Consider the following 24,464-nt stretch of genomic DNA (forward strand, 5'->3'; position numbering starts at 1 on the left):
CAGTATGAGGAGATAATAAGCTGTTTATGCACCTCCTCTTTCTCCGCCATCAAGGGTTAATCCCTGAGCGGTGATCATTGCTGCCTCAGGAGAAATAAAAAACATCACCGTATTGGCAACATCTTCTGGACTCACTAACCGCCTCAGGCAATATCACGCGAAATGACGTGATTGATTTTTTAGAGCAGGTGGCCAGACAAGGGAACAACCGCCTGACATTTTTAGTGCTGGATAATGCCCGCATCCATCATCACATTGAGACAAAAAGAGAAGTGGAGTGGTTACGTCAGCATAATCTGTTTTTACTTTACCTTCCGACGTACAGCCCTGAATTGAATCTGATTGAGATCGTCTGGAAGCAAGCCAAATATCACTGGCGACGATTGATGACCTGGACTCAAGACACGATGGAAGAAGAAATCAATGCATTGTTGGGCGGTTACGGTGAAAAATAGGCAATTAATTTTTCTTGATTACTTAAGCACGAATAAGTCACCTCAACCACTACAAAAAATGAAAGCTATTCAAACGCAATAAGAGAATCCCCATAAAAATCACTTATTCACTTTTCCTTAATAAGGATCAATATTGTCGTGGGCATTTTTATATTATTTTATTCTTATTTAAAATCTCTGGTGATTTAACCTATCATGAAAGCCTTTATCATAGATACTCTATTGAAATAGATGACTTTTATCTTGTAACGCACGATAAATAGATTAAAAGTATAAATGATGGAAAAGAACACAAATCCCTCCGATTAACGGAAGAATTTGTGTCAAAAAGACAAGGCTACAGTGTGGGTCTTGCAGTACTATTTCCCGATATTATTTCCCAATACAAAAACTGGAAAAAATCCGGCCGAGTAAATCATCAGACGTAAATTCTCCGGTAATTTCACTCAGTGCTTGTTGCGCCAAACGCAGTTCTTCTGCCAGCAATTCCCCTGAACGGGCAAAAACTAACTGCTGATGGCCTTCTTGCAAATGTTCCGCCGCAGTATTCAGTGCCTGCAAATGACGACGACGGGCAAGGAAACCGCCTTCTGTATTGCTGTTAAAACCCATTGTCTCTTTTAAGTGATCACGCAGAAAATCGATACCTTGCCCATCACGGGCAGAGAGGCGAATTAAGGTATAGTGACTGAGTTTTGCAACGCCCGTTTCTTCCCCAGTCATATCAGTCTTATTACGAATGACGGTCACGGGCAGAGATGCCGGCAGTCTTACCATCAATTCAGGCCAGATTTGTGCAGGTTCAACGGCATCGGTGGTCGTACTGTCCACCATAAACAGCACACGATCCGCTTGTTCAATTTCCTGCCATGCCCGCTCAATGCCAATACGCTCCACCTCATCACTGGCTTCGCGCAATCCGGCCGTATCAATCACATGCAGTGGCATGCCATCAATATGGATATGTTCACGCAACACATCGCGCGTGGTTCCCGCGATATCCGTCACAATTGCGGCTTCACGCCCCGCCAGTGCATTGAGCAGGCTGGATTTACCCGCATTCGGACGCCCGGCAATCACCACTTTCATGCCTTCGCGCAATAAACTGCCCTGACGCGCCTGTGAACGAACGTGCTCCAGTTCTGCGATCACGTCATCCAATTTGGCTTCTATCTTGCCATCGGAAAGAAAATCAATCTCTTCATCAGGGAAATCAATGGCGGCTTCAACGTAAATCCGCAGGTGAGTCAGCGCTTCTACCATTTGATGGACTTGGTTAGAGAACGCGCCTTGCAGGGAGTTCATCGCAGAACGTGCCGCCTGTTCGGAGCTGGCGTCGATCAAATCCGCAATGGCTTCTGCCTGTGCCAGATCGAGTTTGTCATTCAGAAAAGCACGTTCGGAGAATTCGCCGGGATTGGCAATGCGTACACCGGAAATTGTCAGAATACTCTTTAACAGTAAATCCAGAATCACCGGCCCGCCGTGCCCTTGCAGTTCCAGCACATCTTCTCCCGTAAAAGAATTCGGGCCGGGGAAGTAAAGGGCAATGCCTTGATCAAGTACAGCTCCATCTGCATCCCGGAAAGGCAGGTAATCGGCATAACGAGGTTTTGGGAGTTTCCCCAATACTACCTGAGCGACTTCCGCTGCCTTGCGACCAGAAATACGCAGAATGCCTACACCGCCCCGTCCCACAGGCGTGGCCTGAGCGACTATTGTATCGGTGGTATTCATGAAATTCTCTCTTTTAACCTATATCCGTTATCTTCCAAGGACTGAAATAATAAAGGCGGCTAATGCCGCCTTCTAGCTAATTTTAAAAAAACTCAATTTTAAAAAAATTATTTTTTATTAAGATCGACTTTCTTTTCGCGGGTATGCAGACCGCGTTTTTCCAGACTGCGGAAAATAACCTGCTGCTGGATAATGGTCACCAAGTTACTGACGATATAGTACAGTACCAGACCGGATGGGAACCACAGGAAGAAGACCGTGAACACGACCGGCATGTAGGTCATGATCTTCTGCTGCATCGGGTCAGTCACGGTAGTCGGTGACAATTTCTGGATAACAAACATGGTCACACCCATCAGCAATGGCAGGATGTAGTAAGGGTCTTGCGCAGACAAGTCCTTAATCCAGCCAATAAACGGTGCGTGGCGCAGTTCAACAGAACCCATCAGCATGTAATACAACGCAAGGAAGATAGGCATCTGGATAACCAAAGGTAAACAGCCGCCCAGCGGGTTTACTTTCTCGGTTTTATACAGCGCCATCATTTCCTGGCTCATGCGCTGGCGATCATCACCAAAACGCTCACGCATCGCCGTGATTTTTGGCTGCAACAGGCGCATTTTCGCCATTGAGGTGTATTGCGCTTTAGTCAGCGGATACATGATACCGCGCACGATAAAGGTAATCGCAATAATCGAGAAGCCCCAGTTACCGATGAATTCGTGCAGGAATTTCAGCAACTTGAACAAGGGTTGGGAAATAAACCACAACCAGCCGTAATCGACGGTCAAATCCAGATGGGGAGCCACCGCAGCCATTTTGTCCTGAATTTCAGGGCCAACCCACAAAGTCGAAGCGATATTCTGCTGGCTATTCGGCGCGATATTAATGGTTTCGCCCTTATAGCCGATAATCGCCATCTTCTGACTTTTAGCGTCAATGGTATAGAATGTGCTGGTTTTATCCGCGCCCGGCACCCAAGCCGTCGCAAAATATTGCTGAAGCATCGCGACCCAGCCACCTTGGGTAGTCACAGAAAGCGTTTTGCCGTCAGTAATATCATCAAATTTGTATTTTTCGTATTTTGCATCTGCGGCTGAGTACGCAGCACCACGATAGGTATGCAGGGCAAAGTTGCTGCTGCCGGTATCACGGTGTTTCGGCAATTCAACGCTCTGCTTCAACTGGCCGAAGAACGCCATCTGCAAGGGTTTGTCGGTGACGTTATTGATGCTGTAATCAACAGCAACGGCATAATCACCACGTTTTACCACGAAGGTTTTGACATAAACAACGCCATCCGGCGCGGTATACGTCATCGGAATACGCAATTCATTCTGACCATCAGCCAAAACAAAGCTATGCTGAGTGGTTTGATAAAGTGGGCGCTCCGCTTGGTTATCCGGGCCATTAATGCCGGTTAACCCACTTTGAGCCTGATAAGTAAACTCAGGAGTGGTTTCCAGCAGTTTAAAGGGGGTTTTGGCACCGAGGGTATCAGGATAGGCCAGCAGATCAGCCTCCTCGATATCACCGCCACGGGTATTGATGTGCAATGAAAGCACATCCGTTTTCACGGTGATCAGTTTACCTTGCCCATTGCTTGCTTCGCTACTCAGCGTAGTATTTGCTTGCTGCGTGATCTGGGCTGTTGGTTGTGGGTTCTTATCATTTTCCCACGCCTGCCAGACCAAGAACGAAACAAACAGCAAAGCGATGAGAAGAAGATTGCGTTGCGAATCCATCGTTAGTGTTCTCTGTTATCGTCGTTTTTTTTAGGTGGGACAGGATCATCACCACCTTTGTGTAAGGGATGGCATTTTAATACGCGTTTCACTGTTAACCAACTGCCTTTTATCATCCCAAACCTGCGCAATGCCTCTATGCCATAGTGGGAACAGGTAGGATTGAAACGACAACGAGGCCCCAGTAGTGGACTCAGCACTAACTGGTAACCCCTGATCAAAGCAATCAGGAGGCGCGAGCCAAGCGACAGTGACGACGCCATAATTTGCCCAAAGCTTCCGTTAGCTCACGGTTATCAAGCTCAGCGACCCCTTTCCTCACCAAAACCACAAAATCCATTGCAGGCAATTTATGTTGGTTTAAACGAAAACTTTCACGAGCCAGTCGCTTGATACGATTACGCTCATGGGCGCGTTTAACATTTTTTTTGGCGACGGTCAGACCGATGCGGGGATGCCCCAGCTCATTCAAGCGCCCAAGGATCGTGATCTCTGCGGAGCTTGCCCGTTGCGGCTGCTGGAAAACATAAGTGAAATGCTCGGGAGTTAACAAACGTAACTCCCTCGGAAAAGCGAGCTTAACCACTTGGTAAGTTGGCTAGCTTTATTACTTAGAAACAGTCAGACGAGCACGGCCTTTCGCACGACGGCGAGCCAGAACCTGACGACCATTTTTAGTGGCCATACGAGAGCGGAAGCCGTGAGTACGGTTACGCTTCAGTACGGATGGTTGAAAAGTGCGTTTCATAGCGATTTCTACCTAGCTTAAAATTTGTTACTGATTCAGCAAATGCGTTAGCGACCAGAAAGAGGCAGGATTGTAATAAAATGTACTCCCCTTAGTCAATCCAAGATGACGCGAGCCTAACCGCTTTCCTGTCGGATTTTTTTACTTCAATCAATCGTTCACAGGCAGGGCCAGACTTTTTGCTACCCGAAGTGCTTACCCCAAATCCTCACCAGACATAACCGGAAAAAATCGTTGGCATACACGCAGGGTGCAAGATTATACGGACTGTGCAATAAAGCGCAAGGATCATACACAGATCATTGCCTGTTAATGCGTGATCATCACATTATTTTCATATTGAATTTTAAACAATGGTTAAATGAAGTTTGCTATATGCCATGATTACACTACAGTATCTCTTGCGGGCCTTTATATTCTGCAAGTGCCAAAGCGTGGTGATCTCCCTGTGGATAAAAAGCGTCAAAGCTGTGTAAAAGAATGAGGATTTGTGTCGTCTTTTGCGTTATGATCGTTGATCCCGATCCTAATATCTCTCTTGCAGATGATAGAGATCTTTGGGGAGCGATGAAGTTAAAAATCGCCACAAGGTACATGCTATCTTCCTTGCCACATCATGAGGAATAAGAGGAATAACACCTTGTGCCCAGTATAACGTATCTTTTATTCCGGTTTCTTTTATTGGTCTTGTTTTAGGGGAGTTCGCCGTGTCACTTTCGCTTTGGCAGCAATGTCTTGCCCGATTGCAGGATGAGTTACCTGCCACAGAATTCAGTATGTGGATACGACCCCTTCAGGCAGAACTGAGTGATAACACGTTGGCTCTCTATGCCCCCAACCGGTTTGTGTTGGATTGGGTAAGAGAGAAATATATTAATAATATCAATTTGTTATTAAATGATTTCTGTGGCCCTGAAGTCCCGTTACTGCGTTTTGAAGTAGGGAATAAGCCTGTTTCGCCAAACCAGTCTCCATCTCAGAAAATCATTGCCGATGCGCCAGTGGCGGCTGTACCGTCCAGCTCATCAGTTCGCCCAAGCTGGGACAACGCAAAAGCCCAACCTGAGTTATCCTATCGTTCCAATGTGAACCCCAAGCACACATTCGATAACTTTGTTGAAGGTAAATCCAACCAACTCGCCAGAGCGGCTGCCAGACAAGTGGCGGATAATCCAGGGGGTGCATACAATCCCTTGTTCCTGTATGGCGGAACCGGATTAGGTAAAACCCACCTTCTGCATGCGGTCGGCAATAGCATTATGGCACGCAAGGCTAATGCAAAAGTGGTTTACATGCACTCTGAACGTTTCGTTCAGGACATGGTAAAAGCATTGCAAAACAATGCGATAGAAGAGTTTAAACGCTATTATCGCTCAGTGGATGCCCTGCTGATCGATGATATTCAGTTTTTTGCCAATAAAGAGCGATCCCAGGAAGAATTCTTTCACACGTTCAATGCCCTGTTAGAAGGGAATCAACAGATTATTCTGACATCAGATCGCTATCCGAAAGAGATAAATGGCGTCGAAGATCGGTTAAAATCCCGTTTTGGCTGGGGATTGACGGTTGCCATTGAACCGCCGGAGCTGGAGACTCGCGTTGCCATTCTGATGAAGAAAGCGGACGAAAATCAAATCCAGTTGCCGGGGGAAGTGGCCTTTTTTATTGCTAAACGCCTGCGATCTAACGTGCGTGAACTCGAAGGCGCTTTGAACCGAGTCATCGCCAATGCCAATTTTACCGGTCGCGCGATTACTATTGATTTTGTACGCGAAGCATTACGTGACTTATTGGCGCTTCAGGAAAAGCTGGTCACCATTGATAATATTCAGAAAACGGTGGCTGAATATTACAAAATCAAGGTTGCGGATCTGCTTTCCAAGCGCCGCTCACGCTCCGTTGCCCGTCCGAGACAAATGGCAATGGCGCTGGCAAAAGAGCTGACAAATCACAGTTTGCCTGAAATCGGGGATGCCTTTGGTGGCCGTGACCATACCACCGTCCTTCACGCTTGTCGGAAAATCGAACAACTGCGTGAGGAAAGTCATGACATCAAAGAAGATTTTTCCAACTTAATCAGAACATTATCTTCCTAGCGCTATGAAATTCATCATTGAACGTGAGCAATTATTAAAACCTTTGCAGCAGGTTAGCAGCCCCTTGGGAGGCCGCCCTACCCTGCCCATTTTAGGCAACTTATTATTGCAGGTCACAGAGGGTTCCCTGCTACTGACGGGCACCGATCTGGAAATGGAAATGAAGGCGCGGGTTACCCTGACTCAGCCACATGAACAAGGTGCCACCACCGTTCCCGCCCGTAAATTCTTTGATATCTGGCGCGGGTTGCCTGACGGCGCAGAAATCAGCGTAGAACAGGATGGCGATCGCATTCTCGTTCGTTCCGGCCGCAGCCGTTTTTCACTCTCGACGCTACCTGCATCAGATTTTCCCAATCTTGATGACTGGCAGAGCGAAGTCGAATTTTCACTGCCTCAGGCCACACTGAAACGCCTGATTGAATCGACACAATTTTCCATGGCACATCAGGATGTTCGCTATTACTTGAACGGTATGCTGTTTGAAACGGAAGGGGAAGAACTGCGTACTGTTGCCACAGATGGACACCGTCTGGCGGTTTGTTCCATGGGTATCGGGCAAAATCTGCCGTCCCATTCAGTGATAGTCCCCCGCAAAGGGGTCATTGAATTAATGCGTCTGCTGGATGGCGGTGATAATCCGCTGCAATTGCAGATTGGCAGCAATAACATTCGGGCCCATGTGGGTGATTTTATCTTCACATCGAAGTTAGTTGATGGCCGTTTTCCTGATTACCGCCGCGTATTACCCAAAAATCCCAATAAGACGTTGGAAGCCAATTGTGACATGCTTAAGCAGGCATTTTCGCGGGCCGCGATTTTATCCAACGAAAAATTCCGTGGCGTGCGTATCTATTTAAGCGAAAACCAACTCAGAATCACCGCCAATAATCCGGAGCAAGAAGAAGCAGAAGAGATCGTTGATGTCAATTACCAGGGCAGTGAGGTGGAAATTGGCTTCAATGTCAGCTATGTATTGGATGTTCTCAACGCATTGAAATGTGAGCACGTAAGTCTGTTGCTGACGGATGCCACATCCAGTGTAAAAATTGAGAATTCAGCCAGTCAGGCTGCGACTTATGTCGTGATGCCAATGCGCCTGTAACAGAATTAATTCATCGATATGATTCTCTCGCGTTTGCTGATCCGCGATTTTCGTAATATCGCGGATGCTGACCTGCCACTGGCAACCGGTTTTAATTTTCTGGTTGGGCCAAACGGTAGCGGCAAAACAAGTATACTGGAAGCCATTTATACCTTGGGTCATGGCCGTGCTTTTCGCAGTATTCAGGCAGGAAGGGTCATTCGCCATGAATGCGAAGAGTTCATTCTTCATGGGCGGCTTGATCAGCAACCCCATGAGCGTAGTTTATCGGTGGGCTTAAGCAAAAATCGCCAAGGCGACAGCAAAGTCAGAATTGATGGCAGTGATGGGCATAAAATTGCTGAATTGGCGAAAATCCTGCCGATACAACTTATCACGCCGGAAGGTTTCACCTTGCTAAATGGTGGCCCGAAATATCGTCGGGCCTTTATTGATTGGGGCTGTTTTCACAATGAGCCTCGCTTTTTTGCTGCCTGGGTCAACCTAAGAAGGCTGCTCAAGCAACGCAATGCGGCATTGCGACAAGTGACCCGCTACAGCCAAATCCAGCATTGGGATCGCGAATTAGCTCCGCTGGCAACCGAAATCAGTCAATGGCGGGCCGACTATATTGCAGGTATTTCCGAGGATATCGAAAAAACCTGCCAACAATTTTTACCTGAATTCACACTTAGTATCAGTTTCCAACAAGGTTGGGACAAAGAGAGTGAATATGCGGAGCTGCTCGCGCGGCAGTTTGAGCGCGACAAATCGCTAACCTACACCGCGGCCGGCCCGCATAAAGCCGATCTACGGATCAGGGCGGACGGTACACCAGTAGAAGATATGCTGTCCCGTGGTCAGTTGAAGTTACTGATGTGTGCGTTGAGGTTAGCACAGGGTGAATATTTCACCCGACAGAGCGGGCAAAAATGCCTGTATCTGCTTGATGATTTTGCCTCAGAACTGGATGCCGGCCGTCGTCAGTTATTAGCCGAGCGTCTAAAATCTACGCAAGCCCAAGTGTTTGTCAGTGCAATCACATCTGGGCAAGTTACAGACATGATTGATGTAAATAGCAGGATGTTTCGCGTAGAACATGGCAAAATAGAGATTCAACCACAGGATTAAGATGAGCGAGAAACGTTGATGTCGAATACATATGACTCCTCAAGTATCAAGGTATTAAAAGGGCTGGATGCCGTCCGTAAACGTCCAGGCATGTATATCGGTGATACCGATGATGGTACTGGCCTGCACCACATGGTCTTCGAGGTTGTTGACAACGCTATCGACGAAGCCCTCGCAGGCCATTGTGACAAAATCGTTGTCACAATCCACGCAGATAATTCCGTTTCTGTGCAGGATGATGGCCGCGGTATTCCTACCGACATACACGAAGAAGAAGGTGTTTCAGCAGCAGAAGTCATCATGACCGTGCTGCATGCGGGGGGTAAATTCGATGACAACTCCTATAAAGTTTCCGGCGGTCTGCATGGCGTGGGGGTTTCTGTTGTTAACGCCTTATCGGAAAAACTGGAACTGACTATCCGCCGTGACGGCAAGGTTCACGAACAGACCTATCATATGGGCGTGCCACAGTCACCACTGAAAGTCGTCGGTGATACTGAGCAGACAGGAACCACGGTCCGTTTCTGGCCAAGCATGGAGACATTCAAACTTAACACTGAGTTCGAATACGATATTCTGGCAAAGCGCCTGCGTGAATTATCCTTCCTCAACTCCGGTGTTTCCATTCGTTTAGTTGACAAGCGTACCAATGCCGAAGATCACTTCCACTATGAGGGCGGCATCAAAGCGTTTGTTGAATTCCTGAGCCGCAATAAAAACCCCATTCACCCGAATGTCTTCTATTTCTCCACCGAAAAAGACGGGATTGGCGTTGAAATTTCCATGCAGTGGAATGACGGTTTTCAGGAAAATATTTACTGCTTTACCAACAACATTCCTCAGCGCGATGGCGGCACCCACTTAGTCGGTTTCCGTACCGCAATGACCCGTACCCTCAATAGTTACATGGATAAAGAGGGTTACAACAAAAAATCCAAAGTCAGCGCCACTGGTGATGATGCCCGTGAAGGCTTGATTGCGGTCATTTCCGTTAAAGTGCCTGATCCTAAATTCTCTTCCCAGACCAAAGATAAGCTGGTTTCTTCCGAAGTGAAGACCGCCGTCGAAACCCTGATGAATGAGAAGCTGGTGGAATACCTGCTGGAAAACCCGAACGATGCCAAAACCGTCGTCGGCAAAATCATTGATGCCGCCCGTGCCCGTGAAGCCGCGCGTAAAGCCCGTGAAATGACCCGCCGCAAAGGGGCGCTGGATCTGGCAGGGTTACCTGGCAAACTGGCTGACTGTCAGGAGCGCGACCCGGCTCTGTCTGAACTGTACTTAGTGGAAGGTGATTCGGCGGGCGGTTCCGCAAAACAGGGGCGCAACCGTAAGAATCAGGCAATCCTGCCACTGAAAGGTAAGATCCTGAACGTTGAGAAAGCCCGCTTTGACAAGATGCTCTCCTCACAGGAAGTTGCCACCTTGATCACCGCGCTGGGCTGCGGCATTGGCCGTGATGAGTACAACCCGGACAAGCTGCGTTATCACAGCATTATCATCATGACCGACGCCGACGTTGATGGTTCTCACATCCGCACCCTGTTGCTGACATTCTTCTATCGCCAGATGCCGGAAATCATCGAGCGTGGCTATGTCTACATTGCCCAGCCACCACTGTATAAGGTGAAGAAAGGCAAACAAGAGCAATACATCAAAGATGACGATGCGATGGAAGCCTACCAGATGTCCATCGCGCTGGATGGTGCAGCGTTGTACATCAACCCGCATGCACCTGCCCTGAAAGGCGAAGCGCTGGAAAATCTGGTGACTGAATTCAATGCTACCCAGAAAATCATCCGTCGCATGGAACGCCTGTATCCGCTGGCTCTACTGAACAACCTGATTTACCATCCCAAACTGACCGAAGACGCCTTAAACGATCAGGCAAAAGTGGAGGAATGGGTCAGTGCACTGGTTATTCGCCTGAATGATAAAGAGCAGAATGGCAGCACTTACAGCTACCAAATCCATGAAAACCGGGAACGTCAAATTTTCGAACCCGTTCTGTGCATTCGTACTCATGGCGTTGATACCAACTACAATTTGGATTTCGATTTCATCCACGGTGGCGAATATCGCCGCATCACCAAACTGGGTGAATCGATCGGGAACCTGATTGAAGAGGGCGCATATATCGAACGTGGCGAACGTCGTCAGGCGGTAAGCAGCTTTGAACAGGCTCTGGAGTGGCTGGCCAAAGAGTCACGCCGTGGTCTTTCCGTTCAACGTTATAAAGGTCTGGGAGAAATGAACCCTGATCAGTTGTGGGAAACCACCATGAACCCAGAAACACGTCGCATGATGCGTGTCACCGTGAAAGATGCGATTGCTACTGACCAACTGTTCACAACGTTGATGGGTGATGCGGTTGAACCTCGCCGTGCATTTATTGAAGAGAATGCCCTAAAAGCAGCAAATATTGATATCTGATATTTCTACTTATTCCACATCCCTGTCTTATCTGGGGTGTGGATATGTGAATTGATTGATTTATCTATTTTTCTCCCAGCAACCTATATCACTAAAAAAACATCCCCTACTATTATCCTTCGACAATTATACTGGACAAAGAAAAAGACGAAACACTAACTAAATATAATTCAAAATATTTCGATTCCATCCCACCAATATGTATGCTGCCATCAAATTGGCAGTTTCTTTCAAGAGTCCACTTAAATTAAATCACATTAATTAAGCAAGCAAATCAGTGTAAAAATAGAAAAGCAGAATAAGAGAACAGCATTACAGCTTATAGTTAAAGGAGATTTATTATGTTGAAACGAAACAACTCCTTTGATAGTTATAGCCCAAAATTTCTATCAGAGTCTTTAACTCGTTCAAAATCTTTCCATTCCTTACCACCTAAAAACATATTGAATATAAACATTAATTACCAAAACCCTCGATTAATTAACGGATATATACCAATAATCCGAGAAACTAACATAGAAAATGGAATCATTTCAGTTACCCAACTTTACCAATCAATCCGGACAGACGGATGGATTAGCCACATTAATAATGTTGCTGAAAGAGAAAAAGAGATACATCAAAAACAAGAAAAAACACGCGAAGATTTATGGAATATGAGATGCTGTATAACATATAATCTTTTAGATAAACTTGCAAAATTCTTAACCTATCTTAAAGAAATGGAAAAAACTCAGAAAAAAGATACTCAGACACACGCCTGTTTTGTTTGTTATATTAATACTAAGCCTATCGGAATCATGCTAATAAAAAAATATTATTCTCTACATAGCCGAGTAAAATCATACTATCCTGAGGTAAATTTCCTTATAACCCACCCTGGCATTCAGAATTGTGGCCATTTACTGATGGAAAAAGCCGTTAATATGTCTTATGAAATAGGTTATCACGGAAAATTAAAACTCACACTTGCAACAGATGAACTTTCTTCAAAAGTTTATGAAAAGATGGGCTTTATTAAGTCTGATTATATGAGAATGACATTAGATCCAAACGAAAATAAGGCCTGGCTCTTCTCTCCAAGCCATGGTGGTTACCTATTTAAAGGAATTTATTAAAATTCATGATAATACAAAGTATTAATGATAAAAATTCAAACCGCCAATTTATCTACCCAATTGGCGGCCTATTTCCACGAATCCAATTAACGATTGGATTTTTCCTACAGCAAAATACGCAGCATACGGCGCAACGGTTCAGCCGCACCCCACAACAACTGATCGCCCACCGTAAAGGCAGACAAATATTCCGGCCCCATATTCAGTTTACGCAGACGACCCACAGGCGTATTCAACGTACCTGTGACCGCAGCCGGTGTTAATTCCCGCATCGTCAGCTCACGATCATTCGGGATCACGCGCACCCAATCATTATGGGAAGCCAGCAGGGTTTCAATTTCATGGATCGGGATATCTTTTTTCAATTTCAGGGTAAATGCCTGACTATGGCAGCGCAATGCCCCGATACGGACACATAGACCATCAATCGGGATCACATGATTGCCCGTATTCAAAATCTTGTTAGTTTCCGCCAGCCCTTTCCACTCTTCACGGCTTTGCCCATTTTCCAGTTGCTTATCAATCCACGGGATCAGGCTCCCCGCCAGAGGAACGCCAAATTGATCCGTCGGTAGTGTGCCGCTGCGGGTAAAATCAGTGACACGTTTTTCAATATCCAAAATCGCGGAAGCGGGGTTCTGTAATTCCTCGGCAACCTGATTATGCAGCATGCCCATTTGTACCAGCAGTTCACGCATATGACGAGCGCCACCGCCAGAAGCGGCCTGATAACTGGATACCGATGCCCACTCAATCAAATCATTGGCAAATAATCCTCCCAATGACATCAACATCAAGCTCACGGTACAGTTACCGCCAACAAACGTTTTAATGCCTTTATTCAGACTGTCTTGAATATGTTGGGAGTTGACAGGATCGAGAATAATGACCGCATCATCATCCATACGCAGGGAAGAAGCCGCATCAATCCAATATCCCTGCCAACCTGTTGCTTTCAGTTTAGGGTAAATTTCATTGGTATAATCCCCGCCCTGACAGCTAATGATAATATCCAGCGCACTCAATGCCTCGATATCAAAAGCATCCTGTAGTACGCCTGATTTTTCTGCACTATTTATTGCACTATTTATTGCAAAGCTCGGAGCTGGAAGCCCGTGTTGGGAAGTGGTGAAGAAAACCGGATTGATTTGATCAAAATCCCGCTCTTCCACCATCCGCTGCATTAAGACTGAGCCGACCATGCCACGCCAGCCGATAAAACCTACACTTTTCATCATAATTACCCTGCCTTGAAAGATATTCGTCAGACACACTGACATGACTAAAACTGACAAAATATAGTGAAAGGTGCAAGTTTATTTATGAACTTTGACATTCTCCCCCACCTTCGCACTTCGTGACTCAGGAGGGGGATTGTGCTTTAATAAATTCGGACACTGATGCTATATCTTAGTTTTCTGAGCATCAGATAATGCACTGATTTTGCTATTATTACGGCTTTGGTACTTAGATAAGGTCATTGGTACTTTTATTGAAAATGAATTCTATATCTAACACATGTCAACGGGTTGAATACATGACTGTTTAGGTAATATGATAGCCGATAATAACCCAATCAGTAAAAGTACGGCTGTAATAAAATAGTTTCAGACACTTTTATTTTATCCATTTTATATATTGTCAACATCCTAATATGTAGTGATAAGTCTCTATTATGATTTTCCTCTTATAAAAAAACCCGGTCAGCTTCCGCATAACCGGATTTAGAAAGTACTTATTTTACTATACGTCTATATTAACAACGCACTATAAATATTACTCCACCGTCACTGATTTCGCCAGGTTACGCGGCTGATCCACATCCGTGCCTTTGATCAGGGCAACGTGGTAAGACAGCAGTTGCAGTGGCACGGTGTAGAAGATCGGGGCAATCAACTCTTCTACGTGGGGCAGGGGGATGATCTTCATGTTTTCGCTGTTGGTGAAACCGGCATCTTGATCGGCGAAGACATACAGCAAACCGCCACGGGCGCGGACTTCTTCGATGTTGGATTTCAGTTTTTCCAGCAGTTCGTTGTTCGGGGCAACGATAATCACGGGCATGTCCGCATCGATCAGGGCCAATGGGCCATGCTTCAGTTCACCCGCTGCGTAGGCTTCTGCGTGGATGTAGGAGATCTCTTTCAGTTTCAGCGCACCTTCAACGGCGATTGGGTATTGATCGCCACGGCCAAGGAACAGGGCATGATGTTTTTCAGAGAAGTCTTCCGCCAATGCTTCAATCAGCTTGTCTTTGGATAACATGCTTTCAATGCGGCTTGGCAGGGCATGCAGGGCGTGAACAATGTCCTGTTCCAGTGCGGTATTCGCTCCTTTCAGGCGTCCCATGTAAGCCACCAGCATCAACAATACGGTTAACTGGGTGGTAAAAGCTTTGGTCGATGCCACACCGATTTCTGCGCCGGCTTTGGTCATCAGGGCAAATTCAGATTCACGTACCAAAGAGGAACCGGCAACGTTACAGATGGTCAATGAAGTCAGATAGCCCAGCTCTTTGGATAGACGCAGGGCAGCCAAGGTGTCAGCCGTTTCACCAGACTGGGACAGGGTGATAAGCAGGCTTCCTTTGCGGCGAGCCGGCTTGCGGTAACGGAATTCAGAAGCGATTTCAACGTCACATGGAATGCCTGCCAGTGATTCGAACCAGTAGCGCGAAACCATGCCCGCGTTAAAAGAGGTGCCGCAGGCGACGATTTGGATATGTTCAACTTGGGACAGCAGTTGCGCAGCGTTAGCACCCAGTTCGGACAGATTAACCTGACCATGGCTCAAACGACCTTCCAATGTACTTTTGATCGCCATTGGCTGTTCGTAAATCTCTTTCTGCATGTAGTGACGGTATACCCCTTTATCACCGGCATCGTATTGAACGTTGGATTCAATTTGCTCACGCTCGACCGCTTCGCCCTGTACATCAAAGATACGAACGGTACGGCGGGTGATTTCGGCGATATCACCTTCTTCCAGATAGATAAAGCGACGGGTCACCGGCAGTAGCGCCAATTGGTCGGATGCCAGGAAGTTTTCCCCCACCCCCAAACCAATCACCAGTGGGCTGCCGGAGCGCGCAGCGACCAGTACATCAGGATGACGGCTATCCATAATCACGGTGCCATAAGCGCCGCGTAATTGTGGAATAACACGCTGAACGACTTCCAGCAGTGAACCGCCTTGTTGCTGTTCCCAGTGAACAAGGTGGGCAATCGTTTCTGTATCGGTATCAGAAGAGAAGCGGTAACCACGCGCTTTTAATGTTTCGCGCAGTTCTTCGTGGTTTTCAATAATGCCGTTATGCACAACCGCGATATGTTCAGAAACGTGGGGATGGGCATTGCGTTCGCTGGGTTCACCGTGGGTCGCCCAACGTGTGTGGGCAATCCCCGTACCACCAATAACAGGCTGTTTGTCCGCTTCATCAGCCAGCATCTGCACTTTACCGACTTCACGCAGACGGGTCATGCAATTTTCACCGTCAACATTTTTACCGTCAACAACAGCCATACCCGCAGAGTCATAACCACGATACTCCAGGCGGCGAAGACCTTCGATCAGTATTTCTGCAATATCTCGTTGTGCACAAGCACCAACAATTCCACACATTTTGTTTTATTCCTAAAAACAGGGCGAATAAACGCCCTTTTTATGTCGCACAACCTGATTGTCTTACGGCAAATCGCGTTGCGGCTTTGCCGTCCCCGAGCTTTGTAGAGATGGGGATTTTTATTATGAATACAGCTTAATTATTTTTCTTGACTGGACGCGGCCAGTTTTTAATATGGGTTTGCTTTACGCGGCTGATCACCAATTCATTCTCAGCAATATCTTTTGTGACTGTGGTTCCAGCACCAATCGTTGCCCCTTTCGCAACCGTCACTGGTGCTACAAATTGGGTGTCAGAACCCACAAAGACATCATCACCAATGATAGTTTTAAATTTATTGGCGCCATCATAATTACAGGTTATGGTTCCTGCACCTATGTTTACATTATTGCCAATTTCAGAATCACCAAGATAAGTCAGGTGACCTGCCTTGGAACCTTCGCCGAGCGAGGATTTTTTCATTTCAACGAAATTACCAACGTGGGCTTTTTCCGCCAATTTGGAACCTGGGCGCAAACGGGCAAAAGGCCCAATAGTGCACTCAGCAGCAATTTCAGAATCTTCGATGATAGTGTAAGGACTAATCACTGCCCCATCACCAATCACGCAATTTTTCAGGATACAGCCAGAGCCGATCTGAACATTATTTCCCAATGTGACATGCCCCTTGATAACCACATTAATATCAATCACCACATCACGGCCATGCTCTAATGTTCCCCGCAGATCAAAACGGGCGGGATCTAACAACATGACGCCGGCCAGCAGCAGTTTTTCAGCTTGTTCTGACTGGTAAATACGCTCCAGAGCAGCAAGTTGCAGGCGATTGTTAACCCCTTCCATCTCACTTAAGCGGCTTGGGTGTACGGCCTTGATTTGACGGCCTTCCTGGTGGGCAAGGGCAATAACATCGGTCAGGTAATATTCGCCTTGGGCATTGTTGTTTTCCAACTTAGCTAACCAACGTTTTAAATCACCGCCATTTGCCACCAAAATGCCGGTGTTGATTTCGTTGATTTTACGCTGTTCTTCCGAGGCGTCTTTTTGTTCGATAATGCCGGTCACTTCACCCTGTTCACGGATGATACGGCCATAGCCCGTTGGATTATCCAGAATGGCCGTTAATAAACCGATTCCACCCGCAGGTTTTGCTGCAATCAAACGCGCCAGGGTATCTTTGCCAATCAGAGGCACATCGCCGTAAAGGATCAGAATATCTTCATCATCCGAAAAGTGCGGAGCCGCTTGCTGCATAGCATGACCCGTACCAAGTTGTTCCGCTTGCAGTACCCAGTTCAGATTCTGGTTAGCAAGTACTTGCTTCATCAGGTCACCGCCATGCCCATAAACCAAATGAACATTTTCAGTACCCAATTCCATTGCAGTGTCAATGACATGCTGAACCATGGGTTTACCGGCCAGCAAGTGCAGAACTTTGGGAAGGGCAGAATACATGCGCGTTCCTTTACCAGCGGCAAGGATCACGACACTTTTTGCACTGTTACTGTTTGAGATAATAGACATAAGAAACCTGACAATTCTAATTTTAAGTGTGAAAGTAAACCTGTTTGCAAAATAAATTGCCACATATTTTGCAATGCAAAAATGCAATAAAAGCAAAAAAGCCAGTTAGCTTTCACCAACTGGCTTTTTATCTCACTGCCTGTACCCTTTGTCTTTCAAGCTGCCGCATCAATGATGAGATGCAATTCGAAATCGATCAGGTACTGATTACATCATTTTCTTTGTCAGCTCGATAACGCGAAGTTTCGCGATCGCTTTCGACAATTCAGCAGATGCCTGAGCATAATCAACATCGCCGTGAGAATTACGGATGTGTTCTTCTGCCTTGCGCTTGGCTTCAAGCACTTTAGCTTCATCCAAATCCTTACCACGGATCGCTGTATCGGCCAGTACGATAACGCCGTTTGGCTGAACTTCAAGAATACCCCCCGACAGGTAGATAAACTCTTCTTCACCAAACTGCTTAACAATACGTATCATGCCCGGTTTTATGGCAGTAAGTAGTGGTGTGTGTTGGGGATAGATCCCCAGCTCACCTTCACTACCTGTCACCTGAATCTTCTGTACCAGCCCTTCAAACATCTGTTTTTCAGCACTGACTACGTTCAGGGAGAACGTCATTGCAGCCATATCAACCTCCCGTCAGCCGTATTAAAGCGATTTCGCTTTTTCCACAGCTTCTTCGATGGAGCCAACCATATAGAACGCCTGCTCTGGCAGGTGGTCATAATCACCGTTCAGGATGCCCTTGAAGCCACGGATGGTGTCTTTCAGAGGAACGAATTTACCTGGTGAACCGGTGAAGACTTCAGCAACGAAGAATGGCTGGGATAGGAAGCGCTGGATCTTACGGGCACGTGCCACAACCAGTTTATCGTCTTCTGACAGTTCATCCATCCCCAGAATGGCGATGATGTCTTTCAGCTCCTGATAACGTTGCAGGATAGACTGAACGCCACGCGCCACGTCATAGTGCTCCTGACCAACAACCAGTGGATCAAGCTGACGGCTGGTTGAATCCAGCGGGTCAACCGCAGGGTAAATCCCCAAGGATGCGATCTGACGACTCAATACAACGGTTGCATCCAAGTGGGCAAAGGTTGTCGCAGGTGATGGGTCAGTCAAGTCATCCGCAGGAACGTAAACGGCCTGTACGGAAGTAATAGAGCCCGTTTTGGTTGAGGTGATACGCTCTTGCAGCGCACCCATCTCTTCCGCCAATGTTGGCTGATAACCTACCGCAGATGGCATACGACCCAACAGGGCAGAGACTTCTGTTCCTGCCAGGGTATAACGGTAAATGTTGTCAACGAACAGCAGAACGTCACGGCCTTCATCACGGAATTTTTCCGCCATGGTCAAACCGGTCAATGCGACACGCAGACGGTTTCCTGGTGGCTCATTCATCTGACCGTATACCAGAGACACTTTATCCAGTACGTTTGAGTCGGTCATTTCATGATAGAAGTCGTTACCTTCACGGGTACGTTCACCCACACCAGCAAATACGGAGTAACCTGAGTGCTCGATCGCGATATTACGGATAAGCTCCATCATGTTAACGGTTTTACCTACGCCCGCACCTCCAAACAGCCCTACTTTACCACCCTTAGCGAACGGGCAGATCAAGTCCATGACTTTGATACCGGTTTCCAGCAGTTCCTGAGAGTTGGACAACTCTTCATAGGTGGGTGCTGTACGGTGAATTGACCAGCGCTCTTCTTCGCCAATCTCACCTTTCATGTCAATGGGATCACCCAATACGTTCATGATACGACCCAATGTGGCTTTACCCACTGGGACTTCGATTGGGTGTCCTAAATCAGTTACGTCCAAATGACGGCGCAGGCCATCGGAGGTACCCATTGCGATACAACGGACAATCCCACCACCTAACTGTTGCTGAACTTCCAGCACCAGTTTTTCTTCACCGTTTTTAACCTCAAGGGCATCGTATACTTTTGGTACGCTGTCCTGAGGGAATTCGACGTCCACCACGGCGCCGATTACCTGGATAATCTTTCCAGTAGCCATCTTGAATCCTCTACGTAATTCGTAAACCTAGCTGTTAAACCGCAGAAGCACCCGAAACGATTTCGGTGAGTTCCTGAGTGATACTGGCCTGACGAGCCTTGTTGTAAACCAACTGCAACTCTTTGATCAGGTTGCCACCGTTATCGGTCGCGGCTTTCATCGCTACCATTCGTGCGGCCTGTTCACTAGCCAGGTTTTCAACGACGCCCTGATAAACTTGCGATTCTATATAGCGGCGCAGCAGGGTATCCAACAACGCCTTAGGATCAGGTTCATACAGATAGTCCCAAGACTTCTTCTTCAGTGTTTCATCGTCTCCGGCTGGCAGAGGCAATAACTGAGTGATGGTCGGAACCTGAGACATGGTATTCATGAACTTGTTTGTCACTATATACAGTTTATCCAGACGCCCTTCGTCATATGCTTGCATCATGACGTGGACTGGCCCGATCAGTTCGGACAATGATGGGTTATCTCCCATCCCTGTTACTTGGGCAACAATGTTGCCACCAACAGAAGAAAAGAAAGAAACCGCTTTTGATCCAACAAGTGCCAAATCAACCTGGACGTTTTTATCAGACCAGTCTTTCATTTCTATCAGCAATTTTTTGAACAAGTTAATGTTCAAACCGCCACATAAACCACGGTCAGTCGAAACAACCACGTACCCAACACGCTTCACTTCACGCTCTTCAAGGTATGGATGTTTGTATTCCAGATTACCTAACGCAAGGTGTCCAATCACACTGCGAATGGTCTCTGCATAAGGACGGCTGGCCGCCATGCGATCCTGCGTTTTACGCATTTTGGACGCGGCGACCATCTCCATCGCTTTAGTGATTTTTTGCGTGTTTTGCACACTGGCGATTTTGGTACGTATCTCTTTTGCGCCGGCCATTTCTGCTTCTCCGAATTCAACCAGACGGCCCGTGTTATTTTGATTAAATAAAATCAAACTGGGCCGAATAGTGTTACCAGGACTGAGTCGCCTTGAAGGATTCCAACAGCGCTTTCAGCTTCGCTTCGATCTCTCCGTTGTAATCACCAGACTGGTCAATCTCTTTCAGCAGATCAGCATGTTCACGGCTAGCATACGCCAACAACGCAGCTTCGAAACTGACCACTTTCGCGATTTCGATATCTTCCAGATAACCACGCTCAGCGGCAAACAGAGACAAGGCCTGCTGTGCAATGGACATTGGCAGATACTGCTTCTGTTTCAACAACTCAGTCACTTTCTGACCATGATCCAACTGCTTACGCGTTGCATCATCCAGATCAGAAGCAAACTGGGAGAATGCCGCCAGTTCACGGTACTGAGCCAGAGCGGTACGAATACCACCAGACAGTTTCTTAATGATCTTAGTCTGAGCCGCACCACCGACACGGGATACTGAAATCCCAGGGTTAACCGCTGGACGGATACCGGAGTTGAACAGAGAAGATTCAAGGAAGATCTGACCATCAGTGATGGAGATAACGTTGGTTGGTACGAACGCAGAAACGTCACCTGCCTGAGTTTCGATGATTGGCAACGCAGTCAGAGAGCCTGTTTTACCCTTCACTTTACCGTTGGTGAATTTTTCAACGTATTCAGCGTTAACACGCGCTGCACGCTCCAACAAACGGGAGTGCAGATAGAAAACGTCACCCGGGAATGCTTCACGTCCAGGTGGACGACGCAACAACAGGGAAATCTGACGGTATGCTACAGCCTGTTTAGACAGGTCATCGTAAACAATCAGTGCATCTTCGCCGCGATCACGGAAGTATTCACCCATCGCACAACCCGAGTAGGGTGCCAGATATTGCAGGGCCGCAGACTCAGAAGCGGATGCAACAACCACGATGGTGTTTTCCAGTGCGCCGTGCTCTTCCAGTTTACGCACCACGTTAGCAATGGTAGAGGCTTTCTGGCCAATCGCAACATAGATACATTTGATACCAGAATCACGCTGGTTGATGATCGCATCGATAGCCAGAGCGGTTTTACCGGTCTGACGGTCACCGATAACCAGCTCACGCTGGCCGCGGCCGATTGGGATCATGGCATCAACGGATTTGTAACCTGTCTGGACAGGCTGGTCAACGGATTGACGATCGATAACACCGGGTGCGATAACCTCAATGGGTGAGAAGCCATCGTGCTCAACCGCGCCCTTGCCGTCAATCGGCTCGCCCAGTGTGTTCACAACACGACCCAGCAGACCACGACCAACAGGTACTTCCAAAATACGGCCAGTACATTTGACTTTCATGCCTTCGGCTAAGTCAGCATACGGACCCATGACAACCGCACCTACAGAGTCGCGCTCCAGGTTCAGTGCAATTGCGTAACGGTTGCCAGGCAGGGAGATCATTTCACCCTGCATGACGTCAGCTAAACCGTGGACACGAATGATACCGTCGTTAACGGAAACAATCGTTCCTTCATTGTGAGCTTCGCTCACGACATTGAACTGAGCAATACGCTGTTTGATCAGTTCGCTGATTTCGGTGGAATTCAGTTGCATATGCTCCAGTCCCCTTAAGACTGCAAGTCGTCTGTTAAACGATCCAGACGGCCACGAATACTGCCATCGATCACCATGTCACCTGCGCGGATAACCACGCCGGCAATAACAGACTTATCAATTTTGCAATTCAGCTTCACTTTGCGTGACAGACGTTTTTCCATCGCCGCAGAAATTTTAGCCTGCTGCTGCTCATTCAGTTCGGATGCAGAAATCACTTCAACATCGATAGTCGATTCAAGTGATGCACGCAATTGGATAAATTGCTGGAAGACTTCTGGCAGTACCAGCAAGCGACCATTTTCTGCCATGACACGAATAAAGTTCTGAGCATGCTCATCAACCTGCTCACCACAAAGGGTGATGAAGGTTTTAGCTAACGTTTCCGGTGCCAATGAACCGGAAAGCAGCTCACCAACCTGCTCATTACGAGTCACCTCTGCAATGAACGCCAGCATGTTCTGCCAGTGTTCAAGAGATTGGTGTTCTACAGCAAAGTCAAAAGCTGCTTTGGCGTAGGGGCGAGCTACCGTAGCAAATTCAGACATGCCCCTCCCTCCTTACAGTTCAGCGACCAGTTTATCAACGATGTCGCTGTTAGCAGCTTCATCCACGGAACGTTCGATGATTTTCTCGGCACCTGCGATCGCCAGCATCGCAACCTGTTTACGTAACTCTTCACGAGCGCGTTTGCGTTCAGCTTCAATTTCAGCATGAGCCTGCGCTACAATTTTGTTACGTTCCAGCTCGGCTTCTGCTTTAGCATCATCAATAATCTGGGCTTTTTGTTTATTAGCCTGTTCAATGATAACTTGGGCATCCGCTTTCGCTTTTTTCAGTTGGTCGGTCGCATTGGCTTGCGCTAAGTCCAGGTTCTTTTTAGCACGCTCTGCTGAAGCCAAACCGTCAGCAATCTCTTTCTGACGTTTTTCAATGGCCGCCATGATCGGTGGCCATACATACTTCATGCAGAACAGAACAAACAGGACAAACGCAATGGCCTGGCCGAGGATTGTTGCGTTAATATTCACGACACAATACCTCTATTTCAATTAATGAATTGGCGTAATTTTAAGTTCTGTTTTATTAACCGCCAACAGCGAACATCATAAACAAGCCCAGGCCCACAGCAATCATCGGGATGGCGTCAACCAGGCCCATGACAATAAAGAACTGCGTACGCAGCAGAGGAATCAGATCAGGTTGGCGAGCAGCGCCTTCCAGGAATTTACCCCCGAGGATGCCGATACCGATCGCAGCACCAATAGCCGCCAAACCCATCAGAATAGCGGCAGCTATGTACAGCAGATCCATGTTTATATCCATGACAGTCTCCAGTTTGTTTCAAGTTAAAACACAATTATTGATTGATAAAAAATTAATGCTCTTCAGATGCCATCGACAGATAAACAATCGTCAGAACCATGAAAATAAAGGCTTGTAACGTAATAATCAGTATATGGAAAATCGCCCAAGGCACGCTGAGTAACCACTGTGACCACACTGGTAAAAGAGCAGCGATAAGAATAAAGATCAATTCGCCGGCATACATATTACCAAACAGTCGCAGACCGAGTGATATCGGTTTGGACAACAAGCTGACCCCTTCCAGAATTAAGTTAATTGGAATAAACAGTGGATGATTGAAAGGCTGTAATGTCAGCTCCTTCGCAAAACCACGAATTCCTTTCATCTTAATGCTGTAAAACAGGATGAGGACAAAGACGCCAAGGGCCATCGACAAAGTCACACTGACATCTGCGGTTGGAACAATGCGCAGAGCAGGCAAGCCGAAGAAGTGTTCACCGACATAAGGAATCATATCGATTGGCAGCAAGTCCAATGCGTTCATGAGTAACACCCAGACGAACACAGTCAAAGCCAGAGGCGCTATCACTTTGCTCTTGCCGTGATACATATCACGAACAGTGTTATCCACGAAACCGATTACCATTTCTATTGCAGTCTGAAATTTCCCCGGCACGCCATCAGTGGCGCGAACCGCGACTCTTCTGAATACAAACAGAAACAACATCCCTAATACGATGGAGAAAAAAAGCGAGTCAATATTTAACGTCCAGAACGTCGCCTCATAACCACTAGCGTGGGGATCGACCAACTCAAAGGTACGCAAGTCCAACTGAAGGTGCTTCAAGTGATGACTTATGTACTCCGAAGTTGAAACTTCTCCTGATGCAGACATGATGCTTTTTACCCTTTTGTT

Annotated in this window: 23 protein-coding genes; 6 read left to right on the plus strand and 17 right to left on the minus strand. The window is 47.1% G+C overall.

Translation table 11 applies throughout. The annotated features are described in order from the left end of the window. Positions 1-24 precede the first annotated feature (24 nt). Positions 25-135: a hypothetical protein gene (locus tag PSI15_RS18600; RefSeq protein WP_443256086.1), complete on the minus strand. Its 111-nt coding sequence runs from the start codon at positions 133-135 to the stop codon at positions 25-27. Here PSI15_RS18600 and PSI15_RS10410 point away from each other — a divergent pair. Then, complete coding sequence (locus PSI15_RS10410; protein WP_273583505.1) at positions 126-455, plus strand: transposase; 330 nt, start codon at positions 126-128, stop codon at positions 453-455. The two genes, PSI15_RS18600 and PSI15_RS10410, sit on opposite strands and share 10 nt — an antisense overlap. Before the next feature lie 372 nt (positions 456-827). On the opposite strand, the gene mnmE is transcribed toward PSI15_RS10410, so the two are convergent. The 5 genes from mnmE to rpmH all read right to left on the minus strand — a co-directional run bounded on the left by mnmE (position 828) and on the right by rpmH (position 4,685). Beyond that, positions 828-2,192 carry a tRNA uridine-5-carboxymethylaminomethyl(34) synthesis GTPase MnmE gene (gene mnmE, locus PSI15_RS10415; protein ID WP_273583483.1) on the minus strand — a complete coding sequence of 455 codons (1,365 nt, stop codon included), beginning with the start codon at positions 2,190-2,192 and terminating at the stop codon, positions 828-830. 107 nt (positions 2,193-2,299) lie between these two features. Then, positions 2,300-3,937, minus strand: coding sequence for a membrane protein insertase YidC (gene yidC / locus PSI15_RS10420; RefSeq protein WP_273583484.1), 1,638 nt, complete (start codon positions 3,935-3,937; stop codon positions 2,300-2,302). A 2-nt stretch (positions 3,938-3,939) separates the two neighbouring features. Then, positions 3,940-4,200, minus strand: a complete 261-nt coding sequence (gene yidD, locus PSI15_RS10425) for a membrane protein insertion efficiency factor YidD (protein ID WP_071827295.1) — start codon at positions 4,198-4,200, stop codon at positions 3,940-3,942. Continuing rightward, positions 4,164-4,523: a ribonuclease P protein component gene (gene rnpA, locus PSI15_RS10430; protein WP_273583485.1), complete on the minus strand. Its 360-nt coding sequence runs from the start codon at positions 4,521-4,523 to the stop codon at positions 4,164-4,166. Before rnpA ends, yidD begins: the two co-directional genes overlap by 37 nt. 21 nt (positions 4,524-4,544) lie before the next feature. Then, entirely contained in the window at positions 4,545-4,685 is a 141-nt protein-coding gene (gene rpmH, locus PSI15_RS10435) for a 50S ribosomal protein L34 (protein ID WP_015836465.1), read from the minus strand. Between the two features lie 707 nt (positions 4,686-5,392). Between rpmH and dnaA the strand changes: the two genes are divergently transcribed. The 5 genes from dnaA to PSI15_RS10460 all read left to right on the plus strand — a co-directional run bounded on the left by dnaA (position 5,393) and on the right by PSI15_RS10460 (position 12,547). After that, positions 5,393-6,781, plus strand: a complete 1,389-nt coding sequence (dnaA, locus tag PSI15_RS10440) for a chromosomal replication initiator protein DnaA (protein ID WP_148886132.1) — start codon at positions 5,393-5,395, stop codon at positions 6,779-6,781. Positions 6,782-6,785: 4 nt separating this feature from the next. Continuing rightward, positions 6,786-7,886, plus strand: coding sequence for a DNA polymerase III subunit beta (gene dnaN / locus PSI15_RS10445; RefSeq protein WP_273583486.1), 1,101 nt, complete (start codon positions 6,786-6,788; stop codon positions 7,884-7,886). Between the two features lie 18 nt (positions 7,887-7,904). Then, positions 7,905-8,996 carry a DNA replication/repair protein RecF gene (gene recF, locus PSI15_RS10450; protein ID WP_273583487.1) on the plus strand — a complete coding sequence of 364 codons (1,092 nt, stop codon included), beginning with the start codon at positions 7,905-7,907 and terminating at the stop codon, positions 8,994-8,996. 18 nt (positions 8,997-9,014) lie between these two features. Then, positions 9,015-11,429, plus strand: a complete 2,415-nt coding sequence (gyrB, locus tag PSI15_RS10455; RefSeq protein WP_273583488.1) for a DNA topoisomerase (ATP-hydrolyzing) subunit B — start codon at positions 9,015-9,017, stop codon at positions 11,427-11,429. Between the two features lie 341 nt (positions 11,430-11,770). Continuing rightward, complete coding sequence (locus PSI15_RS10460; RefSeq protein ID WP_273583489.1) at positions 11,771-12,547, plus strand: GNAT family N-acetyltransferase; 777 nt, start codon at positions 11,771-11,773, stop codon at positions 12,545-12,547. Between the two features lie 104 nt (positions 12,548-12,651). On the opposite strand, the gene asd is transcribed toward PSI15_RS10460, so the two are convergent. The 11 genes from asd to atpB form a co-directional block, all read right to left on the minus strand. Further along, entirely contained in the window at positions 12,652-13,782 is a 1,131-nt protein-coding gene (gene asd / locus PSI15_RS10465) for an aspartate-semialdehyde dehydrogenase (protein ID WP_273583506.1), read from the minus strand. 541 nt (positions 13,783-14,323) lie between these two features. Next, the gene (gene glmS, locus PSI15_RS10470) at positions 14,324-16,168 is read right to left on the minus strand and encodes a glutamine--fructose-6-phosphate transaminase (isomerizing) (RefSeq protein WP_273583490.1); all 1,845 of its coding nucleotides are present in this window, start codon (positions 16,166-16,168) and stop codon (positions 14,324-14,326) included. 136 nt (positions 16,169-16,304) lie between these two features. Then, positions 16,305-17,693, minus strand: a complete 1,389-nt coding sequence (gene glmU / locus PSI15_RS10475; RefSeq protein WP_273583491.1) for a bifunctional UDP-N-acetylglucosamine diphosphorylase/glucosamine-1-phosphate N-acetyltransferase GlmU — start codon at positions 17,691-17,693, stop codon at positions 16,305-16,307. A gap of 207 nt (positions 17,694-17,900) precedes the next feature. Beyond that, positions 17,901-18,323 carry a F0F1 ATP synthase subunit epsilon gene (locus PSI15_RS10480; RefSeq protein WP_045967700.1) on the minus strand — a complete coding sequence of 141 codons (423 nt, stop codon included), beginning with the start codon at positions 18,321-18,323 and terminating at the stop codon, positions 17,901-17,903. A gap of 21 nt (positions 18,324-18,344) precedes the next feature. Beyond that, positions 18,345-19,727, minus strand: a complete 1,383-nt coding sequence (atpD, locus tag PSI15_RS10485; RefSeq protein ID WP_273583492.1) for a F0F1 ATP synthase subunit beta — start codon at positions 19,725-19,727, stop codon at positions 18,345-18,347. A 34-nt stretch (positions 19,728-19,761) separates the two neighbouring features. Then, positions 19,762-20,625 (minus strand): F0F1 ATP synthase subunit gamma, encoded by an 864-nt coding sequence (gene atpG, locus PSI15_RS10490; protein ID WP_086109484.1) that lies wholly within the window; start codon positions 20,623-20,625, stop codon positions 19,762-19,764. Positions 20,626-20,698: 73 nt separating this feature from the next. Continuing rightward, on the minus strand, positions 20,699-22,240 hold the full coding sequence (atpA, locus tag PSI15_RS10495; RefSeq protein WP_273583493.1) for a F0F1 ATP synthase subunit alpha: 1,542 nt from the start codon (positions 22,238-22,240) through the stop codon (positions 20,699-20,701). 14 nt (positions 22,241-22,254) lie between these two features. Next, positions 22,255-22,788 (minus strand): F0F1 ATP synthase subunit delta, encoded by a 534-nt coding sequence (gene atpH, locus PSI15_RS10500; RefSeq protein WP_045967707.1) that lies wholly within the window; start codon positions 22,786-22,788, stop codon positions 22,255-22,257. Positions 22,789-22,800: 12 nt separating this feature from the next. Continuing rightward, positions 22,801-23,271, minus strand: coding sequence for a F0F1 ATP synthase subunit B (gene atpF, locus PSI15_RS10505; RefSeq protein WP_045967709.1), 471 nt, complete (start codon positions 23,269-23,271; stop codon positions 22,801-22,803). 55 nt (positions 23,272-23,326) lie between these two features. Continuing rightward, entirely contained in the window at positions 23,327-23,566 is a 240-nt protein-coding gene (gene atpE / locus PSI15_RS10510) for a F0F1 ATP synthase subunit C (RefSeq protein WP_045967711.1), read from the minus strand. Between the two features lie 52 nt (positions 23,567-23,618). Next, positions 23,619-24,443: a F0F1 ATP synthase subunit A gene (atpB, locus tag PSI15_RS10515; RefSeq protein ID WP_045967713.1), complete on the minus strand. Its 825-nt coding sequence runs from the start codon at positions 24,441-24,443 to the stop codon at positions 23,619-23,621. Positions 24,444-24,464: the final 21 nt, after the last annotated feature.

The organism is Xenorhabdus sp. PR6a, from assembly GCF_028599065.1.
In the GTDB taxonomy this organism is placed as follows: domain Bacteria; phylum Pseudomonadota; class Gammaproteobacteria; order Enterobacterales; family Enterobacteriaceae; genus Xenorhabdus; species Xenorhabdus doucetiae.